The 21,714-nt window shown below is 48.0% G+C and carries 19 protein-coding genes; 5 read left to right on the forward strand and 14 right to left on the reverse strand.

From position 1 onward, the window contains the following. Window positions 1-72: 72 nt before the first annotated feature. Window positions 73-1,296 carry an MFS transporter gene (locus DXD65_RS11070; protein WP_117887635.1) on the reverse strand — a complete coding sequence of 408 codons (1,224 nt, stop codon included), beginning with the start codon at window positions 1,294-1,296 and terminating at the stop codon, window positions 73-75. Between the two features lie 202 nt (window positions 1,297-1,498). On the opposite strand from DXD65_RS11070, the gene DXD65_RS11075 reads away from it, so the two are divergent. The 4 genes from DXD65_RS11075 (at window position 1,499) to gadC (ending at window position 6,566) form a co-directional block, all read left to right on the forward strand. Next, window positions 1,499-2,935 (forward strand): glutamate decarboxylase, encoded by a 1,437-nt coding sequence (locus DXD65_RS11075; RefSeq protein WP_005831197.1) that lies wholly within the window; start codon window positions 1,499-1,501, stop codon window positions 2,933-2,935. A gap of 122 nt (window positions 2,936-3,057) precedes the next feature. Further along, window positions 3,058-4,023: a glutaminase A gene (glsA, locus tag DXD65_RS11080; RefSeq protein ID WP_005831199.1), complete on the forward strand. Its 966-nt coding sequence runs from the start codon at window positions 3,058-3,060 to the stop codon at window positions 4,021-4,023. A gap of 109 nt (window positions 4,024-4,132) precedes the next feature. Then, window positions 4,133-4,876 carry a potassium channel family protein gene (locus tag DXD65_RS11085; RefSeq protein ID WP_005832258.1) on the forward strand — a complete coding sequence of 248 codons (744 nt, stop codon included), beginning with the start codon at window positions 4,133-4,135 and terminating at the stop codon, window positions 4,874-4,876. 103 nt (window positions 4,877-4,979) lie between these two features. Next, window positions 4,980-6,566 (forward strand): putative glutamine/gamma-aminobutyrate antiporter GadC, encoded by a 1,587-nt coding sequence (gadC, locus tag DXD65_RS11090; protein ID WP_005832260.1) that lies wholly within the window; start codon window positions 4,980-4,982, stop codon window positions 6,564-6,566. A 92-nt stretch (window positions 6,567-6,658) separates the two neighbouring features. On the opposite strand, the gene DXD65_RS11095 is transcribed toward gadC, so the two are convergent. From DXD65_RS11095 to DXD65_RS11135, 9 genes are all read right to left on the reverse strand, one after another. Next, window positions 6,659-7,609, reverse strand: coding sequence for an NAD(P)H-dependent flavin oxidoreductase (locus DXD65_RS11095; protein ID WP_009038261.1), 951 nt, complete (start codon window positions 7,607-7,609; stop codon window positions 6,659-6,661). Window positions 7,610-7,687: 78 nt separating this feature from the next. Further along, window positions 7,688-8,350, reverse strand: coding sequence for a DUF4858 domain-containing protein (locus tag DXD65_RS11100; protein WP_008664780.1), 663 nt, complete (start codon window positions 8,348-8,350; stop codon window positions 7,688-7,690). A gap of 48 nt (window positions 8,351-8,398) precedes the next feature. Next, a complete protein-coding gene (locus DXD65_RS11105) occupies window positions 8,399-8,956 on the reverse strand; it encodes a DUF4943 family protein (RefSeq protein ID WP_005831209.1) in 558 nt (185 codons plus the stop codon). Between the two features lie 19 nt (window positions 8,957-8,975). Then, window positions 8,976-10,076 carry an outer membrane beta-barrel protein gene (locus DXD65_RS11110; RefSeq protein ID WP_055288597.1) on the reverse strand — a complete coding sequence of 367 codons (1,101 nt, stop codon included), beginning with the start codon at window positions 10,074-10,076 and terminating at the stop codon, window positions 8,976-8,978. Continuing rightward, window positions 10,063-10,671 carry an RNA polymerase sigma factor gene (locus tag DXD65_RS11115; RefSeq protein WP_005831214.1) on the reverse strand — a complete coding sequence of 203 codons (609 nt, stop codon included), beginning with the start codon at window positions 10,669-10,671 and terminating at the stop codon, window positions 10,063-10,065. The genes DXD65_RS11110 and DXD65_RS11115 overlap by 14 nt, the downstream gene beginning before the upstream one ends. 50 nt (window positions 10,672-10,721) lie before the next feature. Further along, entirely contained in the window at window positions 10,722-11,426 is a 705-nt protein-coding gene (locus DXD65_RS11120; protein ID WP_016274373.1) for a hypothetical protein, read from the reverse strand. Window positions 11,427-11,432: 6 nt separating this feature from the next. Further along, window positions 11,433-12,143 (reverse strand): hypothetical protein, encoded by a 711-nt coding sequence (locus DXD65_RS11125; protein WP_005831218.1) that lies wholly within the window; start codon window positions 12,141-12,143, stop codon window positions 11,433-11,435. A 226-nt stretch (window positions 12,144-12,369) separates the two neighbouring features. Beyond that, window positions 12,370-13,218 carry a carboxylating nicotinate-nucleotide diphosphorylase gene (nadC, locus tag DXD65_RS11130; RefSeq protein WP_005831220.1) on the reverse strand — a complete coding sequence of 283 codons (849 nt, stop codon included), beginning with the start codon at window positions 13,216-13,218 and terminating at the stop codon, window positions 12,370-12,372. Continuing rightward, a complete protein-coding gene (locus DXD65_RS11135) occupies window positions 13,211-13,603 on the reverse strand; it encodes a DUF4783 domain-containing protein (RefSeq protein ID WP_009038259.1) in 393 nt (130 codons plus the stop codon). Before DXD65_RS11135 ends, nadC begins: the two co-directional genes overlap by 8 nt. Before the next feature lie 94 nt (window positions 13,604-13,697). Between DXD65_RS11135 and rlmH the strand changes: the two genes are divergently transcribed. Then, a complete protein-coding gene (rlmH, locus tag DXD65_RS11140; RefSeq protein ID WP_005831223.1) occupies window positions 13,698-14,171 on the forward strand; it encodes a 23S rRNA (pseudouridine(1915)-N(3))-methyltransferase RlmH in 474 nt (157 codons plus the stop codon). A gap of 6 nt (window positions 14,172-14,177) precedes the next feature. Here rlmH and DXD65_RS11145 read toward each other — a convergent pair whose 3' ends face one another. The 4 genes from DXD65_RS11145 to DXD65_RS11160 form a co-directional block, all read right to left on the reverse strand. Beyond that, on the reverse strand, window positions 14,178-17,087 hold the full coding sequence (locus DXD65_RS11145; RefSeq protein ID WP_229075320.1) for a bifunctional fucokinase/fucose-1-phosphate guanylyltransferase: 2,910 nt from the start codon (window positions 17,085-17,087) through the stop codon (window positions 14,178-14,180). Between the two features lie 423 nt (window positions 17,088-17,510). Next, window positions 17,511-17,867: a MarR family transcriptional regulator gene (locus DXD65_RS11150; RefSeq protein ID WP_005832281.1), complete on the reverse strand. Its 357-nt coding sequence runs from the start codon at window positions 17,865-17,867 to the stop codon at window positions 17,511-17,513. 11 nt (window positions 17,868-17,878) lie between these two features. After that, complete coding sequence (locus DXD65_RS11155; protein WP_117887637.1) at window positions 17,879-20,353, reverse strand: FAD-dependent oxidoreductase; 2,475 nt, start codon at window positions 20,351-20,353, stop codon at window positions 17,879-17,881. 178 nt (window positions 20,354-20,531) lie between these two features. Beyond that, window positions 20,532-21,710: a clostripain-related cysteine peptidase gene (locus DXD65_RS11160; RefSeq protein WP_165859436.1), complete on the reverse strand. Its 1,179-nt coding sequence runs from the start codon at window positions 21,708-21,710 to the stop codon at window positions 20,532-20,534. Window positions 21,711-21,714 lie beyond the last annotated feature (4 nt).

Genomic DNA, 21,714 nt, shown 5'->3' on the forward strand with positions numbered 1-21,714 from the left:
TAAGTGATGAGTGATTTGTTGGTATTTTCCTTTCAGCATGGTAGCGCAGCACAATTACCAACAAATCACTCATCACTCATAACTCCCCCCCAACAAAGAATCCTTCTTCCTCGCATACTCCCACCACATAGCGAGCAGTGTGATGCAGAGGTTGAAAATAAACGGAAATTCCTTGGAATTAGTGTGGAACAAGGTCTGAAAGAAGTCTGTAATGAACGGGGACAATAGAATCGCCAGATAATTCATCACCATTACAAAGGCCAGTGCCAAAGTTGTTTTTTCCGGTATGGCCGTATCTACTGTCTCGTCATAAATCAGCGGTTGAATGACACCATATCCCAAACCAACCAACATACATCCCGGTATTATCAGCCATTCTTTAGGCGAAATCCATATCAAGAGCAAACCCGCTGCAATGGACAAAAGGCTGTAAAACTTTGTGTGTTTCCCCATCCACTTCACGATATGCCCCAGGAAGAAACCCGGAGCCATAATGGCAAGGAAGAATAAGGAGATCATCAATCCGGAATTTCCGCTGGAGAAGTGATGGGCCTCCATCAAAAAAGGCAAGTCAAAAGTAACCGCCAGCACTACATACGTAGTGACGCCATAAAACAGCATCAACTGTAGCAGATGGCAGATATGGATGCCGTATTTACCGGGAACCGCACGCTTGGATTCCTCCGGAACAACGGCAGCTGTATCTTCTGCTATCTGCGGCTGACCGGTATCCCCCTTCAAATATCCGACAAGCAGCAGAGAAACCAACGGAAGCAGGTATACCACGAAAGGCAAGTGCCAGTTTACCTCTGCCAGATACCCAGTCACCGCCGTTGCCACAACCAGCGTCACATTGGTGATGGCAGAACTGTAACCAAACTGCTTCACCCGATATTCCCCCGTGAAATAGCGTGAAACCAGACCGGTGGACAACGGAATAATCACCCCCGAACCGATGCCAAGCAAAGCGCTGACCACCATCAACTGCCACATTTTGTCCGAAAAAAGATAAAGTACCCCACTGGCGGCAAACATCCAAAGCCCCGCTTTCAGCAGACGCACAAAATCACGTTTCTCTGCCAGCTTGCCCGCCAACAGCACAAAAGGAATTATCAGCAGTGAAGGCAGGGAGGTAAGCATCTGTATATCCAGTTCCGTGGCATGTGGAAAAATGGTGGTAAGCTGTCCCAAAATAGGTGACACGGCCAATCCCGGCAAGGAAGTCAATGCAGAGACAGACCAAATGCCGACAAGCGTAATAAGGGGGATTGTACCCCTTCCGGTATTGATTTTCATATAGTAGTATATTAATTAAATGAATAATGTGGGAACAACAAACTTACCTTCAGAATGTTCGTTTTTTAAGATTTTACTACGCTGCCCTTTAATAAACGCCAAATAATGCAAAACCCAGGAACTTTCATCCGCAAACCCCGTTGTTGTGGGAAATTCGACGGGGAAAAGCCTCGCCGCCTAAACCTTTAAAAAACTTATTAATATGGAAGATTTGAATTTCAGAAAAGGAGATGCAAAAACTGAAGTATTCGGTTCAAACCGTATGTTACAACCCTCACCCGTAGAAAAGATTCCCGACGGACCTACTACCCCGGAAATCGCCTATCAGATGGTGAAAGACGAGACCTTCGCCCAAACGCAGCCTCGCTTGAATCTGGCTACATTCGTCACTACCTATATGGACGAATATGCAACCAAGCTGATGAACGAAGCCATCAACATCAACTACATTGACGAGACCGAATATCCGCGCATCGCCGTAATGAACGGTAAATGTATCAACATCGTGGCCAACCTCTGGAACTCTCCTGAAAAAGAAACCTGGAAAACCGGCGCACTTGCCATCGGTTCCTCGGAGGCATGTATGCTGGGTGGTGTGGCAGCCTGGTTGCGCTGGCGCAAGAAACGTCAGGCACAAGGCAAACCGTTCGACAAACCCAACTTCGTTATTTCAACCGGTTTCCAGGTGGTATGGGAAAAATTCGCCCAATTGTGGCAGATTGAAATGCGTGAAGTGCCTTTGACACTGGACAAGACCACGCTCGACCCCGAAGAAGCCTTGAAGATGTGTGATGAGAACACCATCTGTATCGTGCCTATCCAAGGCGTTACATGGACAGGACTGAACGATGACGTCGAAGCCCTCGACAAAGCCCTCGATGCCTACAATGCGAAGACCGGCTACGACATTCCTATCCACGTAGATGCCGCCAGCGGCGGTTTCATCCTCCCGTTCCTCTATCCCGAAAAGAAATGGGACTTCCGTCTGAAGTGGGTACTCTCCATCAGCGTCAGCGGACACAAATTCGGTCTAGTTTATCCGGGTCTGGGCTGGGTTTGCTGGAAAGGCAAGGAATATCTGCCCGAAGAAATGTCATTCAGCGTAAACTACCTCGGTGCCAACATTACTCAGGTAGGCCTGAACTTCTCCCGTCCTGCCGCACAGATTCTGGGTCAATATTACCAGTTCATCCGTTTGGGATTCCAGGGTTACAAGGAAGTACAGTACAACTCTCTGACCATCGCCAAGTATATCCATGACGAAATCGGCAAGATGGCTCCGTTCGTAAACTATTCCGACGAGGTTGTGAACCCGCTGTTTATCTGGTATTTGAAACCGGAATATGCAAGAGCTGCCAAATGGACTCTGTATGACCTGCAGGACAAGCTGTCACAACACGGTTGGATGGTACCCGCCTATACACTGCCTTCAAAGCTGGAAGACTACGTCGTAATGCGCGTCGTTGTTCGCCAAGGATTCAGCCGCGACATGGCAGACATGCTGCTGGGTGACATCAAGAATGCCATCACGGAGCTGGAGAAACTGGATTACCCGACTCCTACCCGTATGGCACAGGAAAAGAACCTGCCGGTGGAAACCAAAATATTCAACCACGGATGCCGTACTCATAAAAAATAAATTAATTTACGATTAAACGATTTACGATGTACGATTAGAGTTTCTCTTGATACGGACTACGTTTAAAGGAGTAATTTCAATCGTAAATCGTACATCGTCTAATCGTACATCACAACGTGTTTATGGAAAAGAAAATATCAATTTCACAAATAAAGGAGGTTGCCCAAGAAGCCTACAATGAGGTGAAGGGCAGCACAGGAGGCAAGAATGCGGATTATATTCCCTACCTTGCCAACATAGACTCCAAACTATTCGGACTCAGCATCTGCCTGATGAACGGGCAGACCATCAATATAGGTGACACAGACTATCGTTTCGGTATAGAGTCCGTCTCGAAGGTACACACGGCCATCCTTATCCTGCGCCAATACGGTGCACAGAAAGTGCTGGACATGATAGGTGCCGATGCCACGGGACTACCATTCAACTCCATCATCGCCATTTTGCTGGAAAACGACCACCCTTCCACTCCATTGGTAAATGCCGGTGCCATTTCCGCTTGTTCCATGGTGCAGCCAGTGGGAAACTCCGACAAAAAATGGGATGCCATTGTACAGAATGTCACTGAGCTGTGCGGCTCTGCCCCACAACTCATCGACGAACTGTACAAATCGGAAACGGCTACCAACTTCAACAACCGCTCCATTGCCTGGCTGCTGAAAAACTACAACCGCATCTACGATGATCCGGATATGGCACTCGACCTCTATACCCGCCAGTGTTCTCTCGGCATCACGGCCCAGCAACTGGGCATTGCCGCAGGAACCATCGCCAATAACGGTGTGAACCCCGTCACCAAACAAACGGTGTTCGAAGCCAGCCTGGCACCGAAAATTACGTCGATGATTTCGACCGTAGGCTTCTACGAGCATTCCGGCGACTGGATGTACACCGCCGGCATACCGGCCAAAAGCGGTGTAGGCGGTGGTGTAATGGCCGTATTGCCCGGTGTCATGGGAGTATCGGCCTTCGCTCCTCCCCTAGACGAAGCGGGAAACTCCGTAAAGGCCCAATCGGCAATCAAGTTCATCATGAACAAGCTCGGCCTGGGTGTGTTCAACGGTGATAACGTAACGATTACAGAATAAGTTTCTCTTTTTAGTTATGAGTTATAGGTTATGAGTTATTTGTTGGTAGGCACCGTAATCAGCAAATGACTTATAACTCATAACTTATGACTTTATAATGGACTTCATCATGAAAATGGCTCTATCAGAATTTGTATTGCGGGAAAAAGGTATCTATGGCATACTGCATGTCATTATATTGATACTGTCGCTATTTTTAGTTATCAGCATCTCTGTCGACACGTTCAAGGGGATCCCCTTTTACGAACAGTCGGTCTACATGAAAGTACAGTTGTGGATATGTGCCCTGTTCCTGGCAGATTTTGTATTGGAATGGTTCCTGGCAGAGAAGAAGGGTCACTACGTGGCCACGCATTTCATTTTCCTGCTGGTAGCTATACCCTATCAAAACATCATTGCCTATATGGGATGGACTTTCTCACCCGAGATAACCTATATGCTGCGTTTCATCCCATTGGTGCGGGGTGGTTACGCCATGGCTATCGTGGTGGGTTGGCTGACGTACAACCGCGCATCGGGACTGTTCGTTTCCTACCTTACCATGTTGCTGGCCACTGTCTATTTTTCCAGTCTGGCCTTTTATGTCATGGAGCATGGTCCCAATCCTTTAGTCAAAGGATATGGAGACGCCTTATGGTGGGCATTTATGGACGTGACGACGGTGGGTTCCAATATCATAGCAGTCACTCCCACCGGACGGGTACTGTCCGTACTGCTGGCTGCGCTGGGCATGATGATGTTCCCTATCTTTACAGTGTATGTAACGAGCCTGGTCGAACGGCGCAATAAGGAAAAAGAAGAGTTCTACAAGAAAGTTGCACAGAAGCCCGCGCCCAAAGCCGACGCTTCCTGAATAGTTAAAACCGGAACTTTCACTTATCCGTTGGGAACAACTCTCCCCAAGTGTTGTTATAGACGCTGATTTTGAATATATTTTTCATCTAAAACCTTAACTTATGGCAAATATTAAACAAACAGTGAAGCTGGGTGTATTTACCCTGGCAATCATGAATGTGACGGCAGTAGTATCCCTACGTGGACTTCCTGCCGAGGCCGTGTACGGAATGAGTTCGGCCTTCTACTACTTATTTGCAGCCATTGTTTTTCTGATTCCGACGTCACTTGTCGCCGCGGAACTGGCTGCCATGTTTCAAGACAAGCAAGGCGGTGTGTTCCGCTGGGTGGGCGAAGCCTACGGAAAAAAACTGGGCTTCCTTGCCATCTGGGTACAATGGATTGAAAGTACAATCTGGTATCCTACCGTATTGACATTCGGTGCCGTATCCATTGCTTTCATCGGCATGAACGACGTACACGACATGTCACTGGCCAACAACAAGTATTACTCGCTCGTCGTTGTCCTCATCATCTACTGGCTGGCTACGTTCATCTCCATGAAGGGCATGAGCTGGGTAGGTAAAGTGGCAAAGGTCGGCGGCCTGGTCGGGACTATTATCCCTGCCGCACTGCTGATTATCCTGGGTATTATCTACCTTGCCACCGGCGGACACTCCAACCTGGATTTCCACAGCAGCTTCTTCCCCGACTTGACGAACTTCGACAACGTGGTGCTTGCTGCCAGTATCTTCCTCTTCTATGCCGGTATGGAAATGGGCGGTATCCACGTAAAAGACGTGAACAATCCCTCCAAGAATTATCCGAAGGCAGTGTTCATCGGTGCAGCCATTACGGTTATCATCTTCGTACTCGGAACTTTCTCACTGGGTATCATCATCCCGGCCAAAGACATCAGTCTGACACAGAGTCTGCTTGTAGGCTTCGATAACTATTTCCATTACATCCGTGCCTCCTGGCTGTCACCCATCATTGCCATTGCTCTGGCATTCGGGGTGCTGGCAGGTGTATTGACATGGGTTGCCGGTCCGTCCAAAGGTATCTTTGCCGTAGGAAAAGCAGGCTACATGCCTCCGTTCTTCCAAAAGACAAACAAACTGGGCGTACAGAAGAATATCCTTTATGTACAAGGCGGTGCAGTAACCGTACTGAGCCTTCTGTTCGTAGTCATGCCTTCCGTACAGAGTTTCTACCAGATTCTATCACAGCTGACTGTAGTCCTCTATCTTATCATGTATATGCTGATGTTCTCCGGAGCCATCGTGCTGCGTTATAAGATGAAGAAGCTGAACCGTCCGTTCCGTATCGGCAAGAATGGCAACGGATTGATGTGGCTCATCGGTGGTCTTGGTTTCTGCGGGTCATTGCTGGCATTCGTATTGAGCTTTATCCCACCCAGCCAGATTTCAACAGGCAGCAACACTGTATGGTTCTCCGTGCTCATCATCGGTGCGCTGATTGTAGTCATTGCCCCATTCATTATTTATGCTTCCAAGAAACCGTCCTGGGTTGACCCGAACAGTAGCTTTGAACCGTTCCATTGGGAAGAGCAACCTGCTGTGCAGACAGCCGGTAAAAGTGCAACAAATATGGCTACCGGTAGCGCCACTGCCAGCAGCAATGGCACAAGTAATTCCGCCACAAGTGGAAATACGGCAAAAGACACAACCAATATCCCCAAAGGATAAAAGGTTATAAGTTGAAACTAAAAAAGGAATATCCCCGAAATCACCGGGAATATTCCTTTTTTATTGTTATATGATACCAGAAGAGGGAATATTCAGAAATCCAATTCCTGCATTCTCTCCCACGCCCTTCTGCTCTCCTCCACCAACTCTTGCATGACCGACGCCACAGACTGCACTCCCTTTCCATGCAGCAAGGCAGATACCTGCCCTATTTCCAGTTCCCCTTCTTCCAAGTCACCTTCAAAAATACCACGTTTGGCACGGCCACGCCCTAAAAGGATACGAAGTTCTTCCTCTGAAGCTCCCACAGCCTCAGCAGCCTCTACGGCGCTGCGAAAGTTATTGCGCACCAGACGCACCGGAGCCAATTTCTTCAAAAGCAGACGGGTATCCCCTTCTTCCAAATGCAAGCAGTAATCCTTAAATACCTCGTTTGCAGAACTCTCTGCCGTCAAGGCAAAGCGTGTACCAATCTGCACACCTTCCGCACCCAGCACCCGGGCAGCCAGCATGGCCTCACCCGTTGCAATGCCACCGGCGGCAATCAGCGGAAGTGTAGTAACTGCACGTACAGCTGGTATCAGGCACAGGGTGGTAGTCTCCTCCCTCCCATTGTGCCCACCGGCTTCGAAGCCTTCGGCAACTACTGCATCAACACCCGCCTCTTCTGCCTTCACGGCAAAACGCGAGGACGAAACAACATGCACCACCGTGATGCCACGCTCGTGCAACCAACCAGTCCATTTCTTCGGGCTGCCGGCAGATGTAAATACAATCTTCACTCCCTCGTCGGCCACAATCTGCATTATCTCTTCTATCTGGGGATACATCAAGGGAATATTCACACCAAAAGCATGATGCGTAGCCTCATGGCATTTCCTGATATGCTCCCGCAACGTTTCGGGATGCATCGAACCTGCGCCGAGCAAGCCTAGCCCTCCTGCATTGCTTACAGCAGCAGCAAGTCTCCAGCCGCTACACCACACCATGCCACCTTGAATTATCGGATATCTTATTCCGAATAGAGAAGTCACTCTGTTCATTATTACTTTTTTTAAAGGTTTACTAATGAAAACAAGAAGAGGAGAAAGAAAGTTCAAAATTTGACAAAAAGTGATAAATTACTGTTGTTCCAAAACAGTTATCGAATCTCCATACGCCTTCAATACTTCCAGCGTACGGGCACGGCGCTTGCGGCCTTTGAAATTCCAAAACTCACGGGTAAAAGGTGTCATCAGGTCTAAACCGGAAATTCCACCGCCACTGGCACCCTGCCAACCGCCCACAGCCATATTATTGGCCCGCTCCGTCACCCGGTAACGCAAACCGGTTGCTTCAATCTGCTCCACCGTCTCACGCGGACCGGCATCAAACGGATGTTTAGCCCAGTTCGTAGGAATCATCAGAATCTTAAGCGCATAGAATTCATCTCCTCGCCAAGTATCCTTGTCTACCTTGATTTTTTTCTGATAAATGGGGTCCCAATTATATTTGGTATTGGCTGTATAAGGACGTAAGGTAAGCACCACTTTTTTCTCGGGCGCTTTCGGCATGACGGGCAATGAATTATCAAAATCCATCCACGACTTGTCCATCACCGCTTTCGGAGTACCCAGAGAATTGTTCATTTCCAATTCCTGCAATACCTCCGGATTCAGTTTTACCTCCCCCTCGCCCTTCAGCAACCGGTTCAGCCTCAACGAGTCCTGAGGGGTCCAGTTTTGGGCATAACAAGGGAAGGCTACTGCACAGAGCAGCCCCATTACAAGTATAAATCTCTTCACCTGACAGTTTGATTACTTAATACCTAATCCTTAATCCCTAAAAACAGGTCACCACCACATATATCCGCTGCCACAAAGCGGTTCGTCATAGCAGGGATCAATCGTCCACATAGTCCGTGGATACTTACGGGTTTCCCACCAGCGGCGGTAGCGCGAAGCGGCATCCAGCACCTCTTCGTCCGAAAGGAAATAGATACCTTCATAATTCTCCGCATCCGTATGTACCATCTTGCATCCCATCGAAGCATTGTTCCCGAGGCGGATAGTCTCTACCGTCCACAGGATGCATTCGCCCAAACGCAGCTTGCCACCTGCCGAATAGGATACCGGAGCCAGGGGGAAAGAGGGAATGACCGTCAAGTCCTCGGCATACTTCAGCAATTCCTCTATATCTTCGGAAGTGAACTTGGGCATGTTACTCAATCCATCCGGACTTTGGGTAGAATATTTGCCAGCCTTCAACTGCTTGACAAACAAGTCTACATCCGGATGGTTGTAGTCCAACGTTTCTTTGCTGCAAGAGCTCAAAGAGAGAACAGAAAGAGTAAAGAATACGAGCAGCATAGTCTGCCCGAATATATGTAATTTATTGTATAGAGTCTTCATATTTGTATGGTATTTAAGATTAATAAGTCATGCGCACGCCGCACAACAGATTCAGATTGGTGGGCCGTTCCGTACGCAAGGTTCTTGTCTGCGAGTCCGTATCGAAATGATGGGATACAGACGGCTCTGCAAACAAGGCAAAACGGTTGTTCATTTTATAGCGTACCCCTACTCCGGCAGCAACCGACAACTGTACCGGCTCTGCACCGAAACCATTGTCCGGAGCACCTGCAATGCATTTCTCGGCTGCTCCACCTACCATAGCATAGAAATCCACTTTCGGCGTACTGGCCAGCATCATGTTCAGCCTTACCGGAATTCCCAGCGTATGCAACGTATGGTCACCATCCAAGCAATTATACTGAAGACCGGCTTCCAAGGAGAAATGCTTGTTCAAACAACGTTCCACGCTTACCCCGGCCGTGAACGGCATATGGAAATTCCCTTTCGGCAGGGAAGTGCCGATGCCTGCTTTCAATGCCCAATTACGGGGCTTAGATGGCGATACAGCCACAGACTTTGCCGGTTCTTCCTCAGAAGATGGCAGCATTCTATCTATATCAGCATCCTTATGGCCAGGATTTGAATGGTAGTTCCCGTTTCCGGCCGGAGTTCCGTTACTGTAATAACCGTTTCCCGGCTGCTGCTGGTTTCCGTACACCCGTTGGGTAATCCGGATGGAAACATGGACAGACATGGATTCATCCTCATCGGCCTGCGCCGTCAATCCTGCCGGAATGCCGTTGGCGGGATGCTGTGTACCGGGCTTTTGTGCCATGGGGTTGGCCTGATGGATAGAGGGAAAACTTTCCTGCACCACATCCCCGTTCAAGTTACCTTCCGGCGTCATGGCCGCCACTTGTGTAAAGGCCTCCTTGATTTCCTCTTTCGGAGAGAAATACCAGAAAGCGGCAGAAGCAGCTCCCAGTACAAATACAACAGAGGCGGCTGCGGCTACGCGGTGAAACCTCGGAGAAAGAAAAAGCTGCCTCCTGCCTTTTGCGGCAACCGGTGACGGCAAGTCACGTTGCAACCCTTCCCAGAAGTCCTCCCGCACTGTCATCTCTGCGCCGGCAAGACGACTGCGGAACAAACCGGTTATTTCATCATTTTCTCTCATATTCAGTATATTCTTTAATTCTTTTTATCAACAAACACTTAGCACGATGCAACTGCGAGGTAGACGAATGCTCTTTGATGTGGAGGATTTCGGCTATTTCCTTGTGCGATTTCTCCTCAAAGACGTATAAGTTGAATACAGTACGGCATCCATCGGGAAGTTCCGCCACGAACGCCATCAGCATTTCTTCGGAAATACGGCCTCCGGTTTCGGCAATGCCTGCTTCATCCGGAATGTCGGGCAATTGTTCCTCATTCACCACCAGTTGGCTGAAACGTTGCTGTTTCCGCAGGTAGTCTATCGCCTGCGTCACCATTACCCTTGTCACCCAGGTACTCAATGCACATTCGCCACGGAAGGTGAAGTGGGTGAAAATTTTGATGAAGCCATCGTGCAATACGTCATGGGCCGCATCGACATCGCCCGTATAGCGGTAACATACCGCCAGCATCTGCTTGGAGTAGAGGGTGTATAATTCCTTTCGGGCGGAATCCTTTCCTGCCCGGCAGCCCTCAATCAGTTCTATCTCATTTTCCAATGTCAGTGCTCGTTTTACGGACGCCTCTTCGCGTCGTTTGTTAGTTAGACGCAGCATTTTTGAAAATGCTGCTGAATTAAATATAAAAAGATGTTAAAGAACGGAGATTACTTATATTTGGCTTTCAATACTTGAATCTGCTTGGCCAGCCTTTCATCCAATTCATCAAATTCATGCCAATACAGAAAACCGGGAACCATGTTGACGTAATTGATAAATTTCTTATACTGCACAAGAAACAAGGCCTGGTCCCGAAGACTGTCGTCACCATCAAAAACATGCGCCAACTCCCTGGACATGGCAGCACTCATAAGAGCATCTGTTTTCGTTGCATAGTAATCACCGACATCCCTCTGTTTCCTGCCCAACTCAAAATAAGTCTGCAATACATCCTGCAACATACGTTTGTCCGGTATATACTGCATCAATGAAGAACCTTTCAGCACATCCAGCGCATCTGTCCTATAAGAGAATTCATCCATATTATTGAAAAGCTTGCCATACTTCCACAGAGTATCTGTCGGTATCTTGGATACATCCATATCATGTTCCTTCAACAGCAGACTCATGTGTATGTCAATATCCAACAAGTGCTTTATATTACGGAGCTCCTGCTTATTATATTCCAACTCTTCCGTTATCAGCTGCATCGTAGCACGCACTTCCTTTTGGCGGGCGTTCTCGGTAATCCGGTCGTTTCCCCAGAAAGTGACAATGATGCCCGCAGCCACAATACTGAACTGACGGAAATAATCACCTATGCGCCAGCTTTTTATCTTATGGTTCAACCTGTTAAAGCTTGTCTTTCCCATATCTTTTCATTCTAAATGATACTTTTTCTCAAGCGCTTGTATTGCCTCGTCTATACGTTTTCCCACACGTTCTACATAGTCCGGCGTAAAATAGTTCCGCGCTACCCTGACAAAGTTCCGTACCGACCTGTCCGACAAGTAAATATCCCACGCCTCATATCCTCCACGATTTATCTGGTCCGTCTGTTCATCAGTCAATGCCAAATGGAAAGGAACCATAATTTCGTCCTTCATATCGTAATAGCCATTCATAGTCGCCCTAAATCCATCCAATACCTCATAGATTCCGGTCAACTGCAACAGTAGCTCTTTATCTGAAATCTTCTGCATCAACATGGAGTTTTTAAGTATATCCAATGCATTCTGACTATAATAAAAACTGCGGATATGCCCCATAAGAAAGCGGAACTGTATCAATGAATCTTCCGGTATCGTCCGATGCTTTAAATCATACTCCACCAATAAGCTGGAAAGACGTTCATCCTCTCTAAACTCTGAAACGATACTCTCATAATTCTCCCGGTTGCTTTTCAGTTCATCCCTAATCAGCGACATGGTGGCTTGAATATCTTTCTTCTCGGAGTTTTGAGTAACCAACTCACTACCGGCAAAGGTAATCAGTACACCAATCACCACAATGGAAGTCTGCCGGATGTAGTCTCCCACTTGCCAACCTTTGACAGTTGTTTTTACTTTATTCCATGTTATGTTTTTCATACCTTCCTACGCTATTTATCCATTGAAACACATCATCCGTTACAGCCAAACGCATCATCTATCTGCCCCAAACAGACCATCTGTTTCTCCCAAATACACCATCTGTTTTTCCGGGTGCCATTACTCTACCGGTTATCAAGAGAAAGCCTCTCATAAATCTGCCTTAATGCAGCATTCTTTATGAGAGGCTTTCCTTATTATTCTGCAATAACGCGTTCTGCCTTTGTCAACATGCTTTAAAACTCATATCCAATCCCTTCACAGAATGGGTCAGCGCACCGACTGAGATAAAGTCTACACCGCATTCGGCATAGTCGCGGAGCGTATCAAACGTGATGCCGCCGGAAGATTCCGTTTCATAGCGGCCGCCTACCATCTCTACGGCCTTCTTTGTCATTGCCGGCGTAAAGTTGTCGAACATGATACGGTCTACACCGCCCAGGTCGAGCACCTGCTGCAATTCGTCGAAGTTGCGCACTTCTATTTCTATCTTGAGGTCCTTGCCTTTTCCCTTGCAATATTCCTTCGCACGGTTGATGGCCTTGTCGATGCCTCCCGCAAAGTCCACATGGTTGTCTTTCAGCAAAATCATATCGAACAAGCCGATACGGTGGTTTACACCGCCACCGATTTTCACTGCCATTTTCTCGAGGATACGCATGCCCGGAGTAGTCTTGCGGGTATCGAGTACACGGGTATTCGTACCTTTCAGTTGCTCGGCATACTTATGTGTCATGGTGGCAATGCCACTCATGCGCTGCATGATGTTCAGCATCAGACGCTCCGTTTGCAACAAAGACTGTATCTTGCCTTCCACAATCATGGCCACATCACCAGGCTTTACGGCTGTACCGTCATTAATGAACACTTCCACCTTCATGGTAGGATCGAAACGGCGGAACACCTCCTTTGCTATCTCGATACCGGCCAGGATGCCCGGTTCTTTTATCAACAGTTTGGACTTGCCCATTGCCGTAGCAGGAATGCACGAAAGGGTTGTATGGTCTCCATCGCCTATATCTTCGGCGAAAGCCAGGTCTATCAGCCTGTCAATCAATTCTTCTTCCTTATTCATCTGTTTTATCTATCCTTATTTGATGTATGACATATTTGCTCTGTACTTTTCTGAAGAAACAATTCACCCGAAAGTTTCCATTTGCGGTCATCAAGGTACCGATGACGAAACCGGACTCATCGCGCTTCCCCTGATGGTTCACATTAAAACTGCCGACCTTGTGGTTGGAAAAGAAAGCAGCCATTGTGCCCTCTGCCGTCCGCTTGTCGGCGTGGGTCGACTTATTCTGAATGATTAAATCGACCTTGTCACCCAGATACTTGTTGAGCTCCTGAGAGTTTCCTTCCTTGAAGGCTCCAATCACTCCCTCGGGAACATTCTGAGCCAGCAGCACAGACGTCCAAATGAAGAGACCGGTCAACAAAAAGATTACCCGTTTTTTCATTTTCACAAGTATTTATGATAGGCAAAGGTAAGCATTTGTCTCAAAATACAATAAAAAAATGCTAAATTTGTGCGCTAATCAAAACAGAACCAGTATGAAAACTACTCTGCTCGTTGTAGGACGAACTGTAGAACAACACTTTATAACAGCCATCAACGACTATGTGCAACGTACCAAGCGTTATCTCTCATTCGAGATGGAAGTCATCCCCGAACTGAAAAACACCAAGAGCCTCTCCATGGAAGTGCAGAAGGAAAAGGAAGGGGAACTGATATTGAAAGCTCTCCAGCCGGGAGATGTGGTCGTACTGCTGGACGAAGGTGGAAAAGAAATGCGCTCCATAGAGTTTGCAGACTATATGAAGCGCAAGATGAATACCGTGAACAAACGGCTGGTATTTATTATCGGAGGCCCTTACGGATTCTCCCCCAAAGTGTACGAAGCGGCACACGAGAAGATGTCCCTCTCACGCATGACCTTTTCCCATCAGATGGTGCGCCTCATCTTTGTGGAGCAACTCTACCGGGCGATGACCATACTGAACGGGGGGCCGTATCATCATGAATGATGAATTTCAGCTCCGCGACACCTGGAATCCCTTATCCGAGAGTGACATTTCTACGAACCTGGCTCTCGGATTCGGTACATTCAGCGTCAAGGTCTCACGGATGCGCAGGGCTGCCTGCGGATCCTTAGCCACCATATACAGATAACCTCCCCCACCGGCTCCCGGCAGTTTATATCCTAAGGTATAGTCTTTTATCTGACGGATGATGTCCTCTACGGCAGGAGGATTTGTTCCACTGTCCAGTGCCTTCTTCTGCATCCATGTCTTGCCTACCAGTGTTCCGAAACTCTTGAAGTCATTCCGTTGAATGGCTTCGGCCATATCCAAGGCATGTGCTTTCATCTCTTCTAATAACCCCAGGTGCAGGGAAGAGTTGAGGAACATGGAGCGTACTATTTCTGCAAGGATGCCCTTGGCTGTACGCGTAATGCCCGTATAATACAGCAGATGGCAATCGCGGTATTCCGGATGGGTAAACAAATGCTCGGGCAACCAGCGTACCAATGGCTGCTGGGCAAATCCAGCCTCCGTCTGCAACAGTTTGATACCTTGCAGTACCCCACCGTATTGGTCTTGCCAACCGCCACCGGTCGTCAGCAACTGTTCCAGGGCAAGCGTACGGCGGCATATTTCGTTCTTATCCCACATCAGTCCGCAAAAGTCACTCAATGAACCCAAGACAGTAGAAGCCAAAATGGAGCTTGTGCCCAGACCGGAACCTGCAGGTATGGCAGAAAGCAATGTAATCTCTATACCTGTGCCGAAGGCTTCCAGTTGTTTTTCCAGCGAAGGATAAGCCGTTTCTGAAAAAGCCGGAACAAACCCGGCCAGCGCCAATGCTGCTTTGGGAATGGAAAAGGGGGAACCTATCATGCAATAGGATTGCAATTCCTCAAAAGTATTCACCACCTCCATGGCTCCCATATCAATGGAGCGCAACACGATGCGATGCTCCGCGCAAGGTTTGATGTACACTTGTAAAGGCGGCTGCCCGTTCAGTTCAATGGCAATATTCACCACACTCCCACCGGCAAACAAGGAGTAAGGCGGAGTGTCCGTCCATCCTCCCGCCATATCTATGCGTACGGGGCTACGCCCCCATACAATCTGGTCACTATACACATTCAGGCGAGGACTGCTCTTGCGTTCATACAAATCAGTCAGCAATCCTTCGCGCAACAAGTTGAATGCGGCCTGCTCATCTGCCTTGAAGTCCCTTCCGTCCAGCTTCTCAATCTGTGCACGCAGCATCCGGTTATGGATACGCTGCATCAGCGAGGCATCTGTCGGCAACACTTCCGGCTTGTCAATGCCGAATTTATGGAATTCACCGGCCACATCCATCAAGTCGAGTTGATAGAATACACTCTTTGCATGGTTGCGTGCCAGCACTTCCCAGTTTCCTTTGCAGAAGCTCTCCCGCTGTGCATACAGCAGACGCAAGTCGGCTTGTGCTGAAATTTCGTCGGCGGACAACCGACGACTTTCCAGCCAGACAGCCTTTCCTTCCGTCAAGCCCGGTTCGGAAACCATCCATCGAAGCACTGTCCCCATCTGCTCTTTATCTTCCACAACCGGGAAGATGGCAGCAGCCTGCAGGTCCTCTTTTCTGCCGGTGATGTCTTCCACCGACAATTCCCGTTCGACCAGCCATTCCGAAAACGACATTCCAAGGAACAGTGTCTTTTCATCCCGAATATCCCCCTTAAAAGTATCGTCAAAACCATAGGGGCGTACTGCCCAGCGCTGGTCGGCAAGCGGAACTATATCAATGCAGATACCGTCTGGAATGGTCAGCCTCCAGTCATTCTTGGGAACACCCGTGATAATCTGCCGTGCCCCCAGCCGCCAAGAAGCCCCAACAAAGCTATTTTCAATCCAAAGACTGTCGTTCTTCGGAGTAAGGGGGAGATGCACTTCTGCATTCTGCACAAAGATGGCCGGATTGGGCTTCAACTTCCGGTGCATAATCTGGCGCTGGTCGTAGACCTTATTCTGTAAGGTGACGGTTGAAGACAACAGTTCGCGGCTTGTTCCATAATGGTAGAATTCGCCTCCGGGCAAAGGCAATATGGCGACGGAGAGGCTATTCAGCTCTTCATCCTCAATACGGGGATGATTTCCTAAGGACAAGCCAAAGTCAGCATACAAGTCATAGTATTTCAAGTCGGAATATGGCGTATCCACGTCCAAAGCCCCATCTGCCTTCTGCGAACGTTTCATCAGCAAGTCAACGGCCCGGTCGCTCAATAGCCAGATGCCGATATCCATTAAAAAGAGATGTGTCTTGGAGAGGTTTTCCAATTCTTCCAGAGAGGGTTTCTGAAGCATGAAATCCAAGGATTCCGGTTGATTCCGGTCCGAGATAAACACACCATGATGTGTGGCGAGCAACGGGTCTACCCACAGTCCATAGCACACCACATCTGCATCGGGAATCTCTTGAAGCGGCTTTTCCGCACGGATATATACGTCACCACTGGCAATCAGCGTACGCAGTCTTTCGGGAGCCCGCTCCATTATCTTTTCGTAAAGTGGGAGTTGAAGGGATAATAAATTCTGTCCCAGTTTTTGTCCACGCGCCCAGCGAAACACCGGAATCGGGGTCAATATCTTGCCCGACGGTGCATATCCCGGTAAACGACGGCTTTGTCCTCCGGCATGCAGCAGAATACGCTTCTCTGCTGGAAGGCTTTTCTCTGTTGGAATGCACTTTTCTGTTGGAATACGCTCCTCCGCCAAATACTTCCTATCCCGTTCCTTCTGCCATTCTCTCAAGAGCCAGGTAGTTCCCCCACCCGAGCCAAGTTTCATTCCCACCGGGTCGGAAGTACAAAACCATTCCGTACGGTCCACATTTTCCAGTTCATAGAATGCCGACACCAGATTAGGCGGCAAAGACAATAATTTCTGCATATCAATCGCTGTATTGCTTACTATTTGACAGCAAAGTAAAATAATATTAGGCAATTGACATAGAAAGTTTCAATTTATTTCTTTGGTATCAAGCTTGTGTTCCTTTACGGAAATACGACTGAGTATATAGGCGATTCATAAAGAATGGCTTTTCCAATCAAGTTCATTTTTAAAACAGAGAAAAGAATTGATTAAGAGTTAAGAAATTGTCGAAAGAGACATTATTAAAGATTCTTAGTAAATTTCTCAGTAATAAAAGATAGAAATACACACGAACAGATACAAACAATTTATAGCATGCAATACACGATACTAACAACATGTCGTGCAAGAAGTTAATAACGTGTCCTACAAAAAACAAATATCGTGTCCGCAGGATATTAACTTCCTGCAAACACGATATTAATTCGCTTTTACACAAAACTATACGAGGCTAACTACCTGCTGCAACAACTCCGACAATTCGAAAGTAGCATTCTTAATATCCGAAATCCGGTTCTTGCCTTCTGTCGTAAGAGAAAAACGCATCTGACGCTTATCTTCCTTACCTATCAGACGGGTAATGAGCTTTTTTCCCTCGACAGAGCGAATGACCTTTGAAGTGTTGGAGGCAGACAAACCCAGTGCCTCGGCTATCTCACTGGAGGTAAGCTTAGGAGTATTGAGCAGCGTGCACAACAGCATTCCTTCATTCAGCGATAAATCATACATCTGCGTAAACTGCACCTCGAACTCGGCAATAGCCCGATAAACATCACGGATTTTACATAAAGTCTCCATATCTTGTCCTCCTATATAAATAAGTTCACATTTGCCTTGTCCGCACGTTCCATATAGGTAGCCACGCCGCCGATGGTTACTTCATCCAGAAGTTCTTCGTGCTGGATGCCCATCATATCCATAGACATCTGGCAAGCAATGAATTCCACTCCCTGCGCCAATGCCTGCGAGCGCAACGACTCCAAAGAATCCACTCCCTTGCGCTTCATCAAGAAGCGCATCATGCGGCTGCCCATGCCAAACATATTCATCTGCGACAACTTCAGTTTCAAAGAGCTGGACGGCAGCATCATGCCGAACATCTTGCCGAAGAAGTCCTTCTGCACACTGGGTTTCTGCACTTTCTTCAAGACGTTCAGTCCCCAGAAGGTGAAGAAAATGGTTACTTTCTGTCCCGTTGCCGCTGCTCCGTTTGCTAGTACGAAGGTTGCCAGCGCTTTGTCCAGGTCGTCACTGAACAGAATCAGCGTCTTTCCCCTACCCCCGGCTGCAGAAACATTGGAAGCAGATGTACAAGCCGGAGCACCTTTCTCGATGACTACCGTATAGCGTCCTTTCTCGTCATGCTTCTCTATCAATTTATTTCCCGTCGTATCACACCAGGCAGAAGCATCGCGTGCAAAACCGGCATCGGTTGCCACAATCTCCACACGCTCGCCCACAGCAATGCTATCCATCGCCTTTTTCACCTGCATGATAGGTCCCGGACATTGCAAACCGCAAGCATTTATCTTCAACGTTTCCTTCTTGGACACTGATGCATCCGCAGGAACATCATCAGTAGCAGCCTCTACCGAAGAAGAAGAAGAGCCGCCGCCTGCCGGAGCAGATAGAGACGGCAGAGGTGCTGTTGCCGTGGAGTAGGTCTTATAACCACCTATCAGATTGCGCACATTGCGATAGCCGCACCCCATCAGGATGCGCAGGGACAGATAACCGCGCAGACCCACAGCACAGAAAAGCACTACCGGCTTGTCTGTAGGTATCTCTGCCAAATGCTCGCGCATTTCGTCCAACGGAATATTGACGGCTCCCGGAATGGTGCCGAAAGAGAATTCCTCGGGCGTACGGGTATCTATCAGCATCACTTTATCCTTCTCTTCTACCAGCTCGCGCCAAGAGATGACAGGCATAGCACCGCTGATAATGTTCGATGCTACATAGCCGCCAATAGCGATGGGGTCTTTGGCCGAGGAGAAAGGAGGCGCATACGTGTGCTCCGTCTCCATCAAATCGTAGACTGTGCCACCCCGCTTGATGAGTCCGGCTATCTGGTCGATTCGCTTGTCCACTCCCTCATAACCGATACATTGCGCACCATAGAGTTTACCGGTTTTGGGATGGAAAGTCAGTTTCAAGGTCAAAGGCAGGGCATCCGGATAGTAACCGGCATGAGATGCCGAGTGAGTCACCGAGCTTTGATATTCCATGCCCCACTGCTTCAAGCGTTTGGCTGCAAGGCCCGTAGAGGCTACCGTCATGTCGAATACTTTGGCAATGGAGGTGCCGATAGCTCCTTCGTAGGAAACAGTATTGCCAAACACCATATTATCAGCAACGATACGTCCCTGGCGGTTGGCAGGATTTGCCAGATAATTGAGCCAGGGCTTTCCGGTCAGCGGATGAGGATATTCGATGGCATCGCCCACAGCATAGATGTCTTTTTCGGAAGTCTCCAAGTGTTCGTCTACCCAGATACCGCCCATCTCGCCCAGTTTCAAGCCGGCTTGTTGCGCCAATGCAGTGGCAGGACGCACACCGATGGAGAGTAACACCATATCGGCAGGAATGGCCTTTCCGCTTTTCAGGAATACGGTGATTCCGTTGTCCGTACGCTTGAAATGGGTTACTCCTTCTTCCAGATAGAGAGAGACGCCTTTCTGCAACAGATGCTGATGAATAGGTGCCGCCATAGAGAAGTCGATAGGTGCCATCACCTGATTACCCATTTCGACTACAGACACATGAACACCGGCATGATGCAGGTTCTCCGCCATTTCCAATCCGATGAAACCGGCACCTACCACCACGGCGCGTTTCACCTGCTTGTCCGAGATATAAGCCTTGATATGGTCGGTATCTTCTACATTGCGCAACGTGAAGATGCCTTCGGAATTAATGCCTTCCAAGGGGGGCTTCACGGGGTTGGCACCGGGAGAAAGCAAAAGTTTGTCATAGCTTTCGTCGTACTCCTTGCCTTCCACATTGCGTATGGTAACGGTCTTGTTTTTGGGATGGATGGCGATTACTTCATTCTGCACACGCACATCAATGCGGAAGCGCTTGCCGAAAGATTCGGGTGTCTGCACCAGCAGCTTCTCGCGCTCTGCTATCACTCCGCCTATATAATAAGGTAAACCACAATTAGCGTACGAGATGTAAGGGCCTTTCTCCAATAAGAGAATTTTAGCCATTTCGTCCACTCTTCTTAGTCGGGCGGCTGCCGTGGCTCCACCTGCTACACCGCCAATGATTACATATTTCATAATTCTTCGTTTTTTAAGTTTGATGATGCAAAGAAAAGAATTATTCTCAATAGAACATAATTTCCAAAGGAAAATATCGTTAAGAGACTTATTTTTAATGAGAACAGACATAAAAAAACGGATTATTACAAGTTGTTACACCTATAATAATCCGTTCTGTATACAAATTTTCTATAAATTACCAACCAAGCTTGGAGAAGCCGGCAGATTTATACCACTCTGTGGAACGATAAGCGACTGCAGCCGACTGGTGGGAAGATGAAGGGATGTAATGGGAAACACCGCTGGAACCTTCCATAGAGAACATGCCGGTAGAACCAGAACAATTCTTAGGAGTAGTCTGCCAATAGGGAACAGCAAAATCATATGCCTGTTTCCAAGCAGCAAATCCGGAAGCATCCGTCAGCTGCTGTATCAGTTCCACAAAATCGTAATAACCGACATGCATTTTAGAGCGTTGATCGTAATCAAAGACGATGGAACGTAGCTCGTCGCTATCGGTATTATCGGACAAGACTTGCTTGGTGATGCTTGCTAAGGGTTCCAGTTCTGAACTTTTTAACACGCAAACAGATACACCAGCATTCCAAGGGTCATTCTGAATCCATTGTCCCAAATAAATTTCTTTGTAGGGGGTGTAATAAGCGGCAGCTACCTTCAATGCCACTTCACCATCCGAGAACAGTGCAGGAACAAGCACATCATAGCGTGCACCCGGTCCGGGAATTTCCGTGGGCGAGCCAATGTAATAATCGGTAAAGCTGCGCAAGGCATAAGCCACTTCGATGGACTGCATAAAGCAGGCATCGAACAAGACAAAATCAAAATGGGGAACAGCGTCGGCAGACAATATCGTAACCAAGTCTGAAATATTCATATAGCGATTACCATCCTGCCCCACCCATCTTGTAGCAGGAAGTGGATTAGGAATCCAACCATCTCCATGAGACCAATAAATCAGACCATAGCTTTCAGCTCTATATTCATCGTTTTTAAAGACGTCATCAAACACTTCCAGTGTCTCAGCCACACCTACCGAATTACGGTTTTCGTATGTCTTTACCGTATTTTCCACCAATTCTCCACCTTCATTTTTCAGCTCTATGAGACGCGGTGAAGAATTGGAATCTATATATACCAGCAAATGCACGTTGTTAGCGCTCACTTTCTCCATACCCAACCTCATCTCCTCCAAATCTGCCAGTGCAAAGCTGGATAAACTATTATCCGAAGCCAGATAAGCCAGTACCGTACGACTACCTTCAACGGGAGGCTGCGGCGTCGGTTCGTCGTTTTCGCATGCTGTCAGTAAAACCGAGCAGCACATCCACAATAGTAGAAAGAGTCTGGATTTCATCATA

It is taken from the genome of Bacteroides sp. 4_1_36 (assembly GCF_003466325.1).
In the GTDB taxonomy this organism is placed as follows: domain Bacteria; phylum Bacteroidota; class Bacteroidia; order Bacteroidales; family Bacteroidaceae; genus Bacteroides; species Bacteroides uniformis.

Coding starts and splice junctions, on each gene's coding strand:
- DXD65_RS11070 (WP_117887635.1), bottom strand. CDS start 1,296: ATGAAAATCAATACCGGAAGGGGTACAATCCCCCTTATTACGCTTGTC.
- DXD65_RS11075 (WP_005831197.1), top strand. CDS start 1,499: ATGGAAGATTTGAATTTCAGAAAAGGAGATGCAAAAACTGAAGTATTC.
- glsA (WP_005831199.1), top strand. CDS start 3,058: ATGGAAAAGAAAATATCAATTTCACAAATAAAGGAGGTTGCCCAAGAA.
- DXD65_RS11085 (WP_005832258.1), top strand. CDS start 4,133: ATGAAAATGGCTCTATCAGAATTTGTATTGCGGGAAAAAGGTATCTAT.
- gadC (WP_005832260.1), top strand. CDS start 4,980: ATGGCAAATATTAAACAAACAGTGAAGCTGGGTGTATTTACCCTGGCA.
- DXD65_RS11095 (WP_009038261.1), bottom strand. CDS start 7,609: ATGAACAGAGTGACTTCTCTATTCGGAATAAGATATCCGATAATTCAA.
- DXD65_RS11105 (WP_005831209.1), bottom strand. CDS start 8,956: ATGAAGACTCTATACAATAAATTACATATATTCGGGCAGACTATGCTG.
- DXD65_RS11110 (WP_055288597.1), bottom strand. CDS start 10,076: ATGAGAGAAAATGATGAAATAACCGGTTTGTTCCGCAGTCGTCTTGCC.
- DXD65_RS11115 (WP_005831214.1), bottom strand. CDS start 10,671: ATGCTGCGTCTAACTAACAAACGACGCGAAGAGGCGTCCGTAAAACGA.
- DXD65_RS11120 (WP_016274373.1), bottom strand. CDS start 11,426: ATGGGAAAGACAAGCTTTAACAGGTTGAACCATAAGATAAAAAGCTGG.
- DXD65_RS11125 (WP_005831218.1), bottom strand. CDS start 12,143: ATGAAAAACATAACATGGAATAAAGTAAAAACAACTGTCAAAGGTTGG.
- nadC (WP_005831220.1), bottom strand. CDS start 13,218: ATGAATAAGGAAGAAGAATTGATTGACAGGCTGATAGACCTGGCTTTC.
- DXD65_RS11135 (WP_009038259.1), bottom strand. CDS start 13,603: ATGAAAAAACGGGTAATCTTTTTGTTGACCGGTCTCTTCATTTGGACG.
- rlmH (WP_005831223.1), top strand. CDS start 13,698: ATGAAAACTACTCTGCTCGTTGTAGGACGAACTGTAGAACAACACTTT.
- DXD65_RS11145 (WP_229075320.1), bottom strand. CDS start 17,087: ATGCAGAAATTATTGTCTTTGCCGCCTAATCTGGTGTCGGCATTCTAT.
- DXD65_RS11150 (WP_005832281.1), bottom strand. CDS start 17,867: ATGGAGACTTTATGTAAAATCCGTGATGTTTATCGGGCTATTGCCGAG.
- DXD65_RS11155 (WP_117887637.1), bottom strand. CDS start 20,353: ATGAAATATGTAATCATTGGCGGTGTAGCAGGTGGAGCCACGGCAGCC.
- DXD65_RS11160 (WP_165859436.1), bottom strand. CDS start 21,710: ATGAAATCCAGACTCTTTCTACTATTGTGGATGTGCTGCTCGGTTTTA.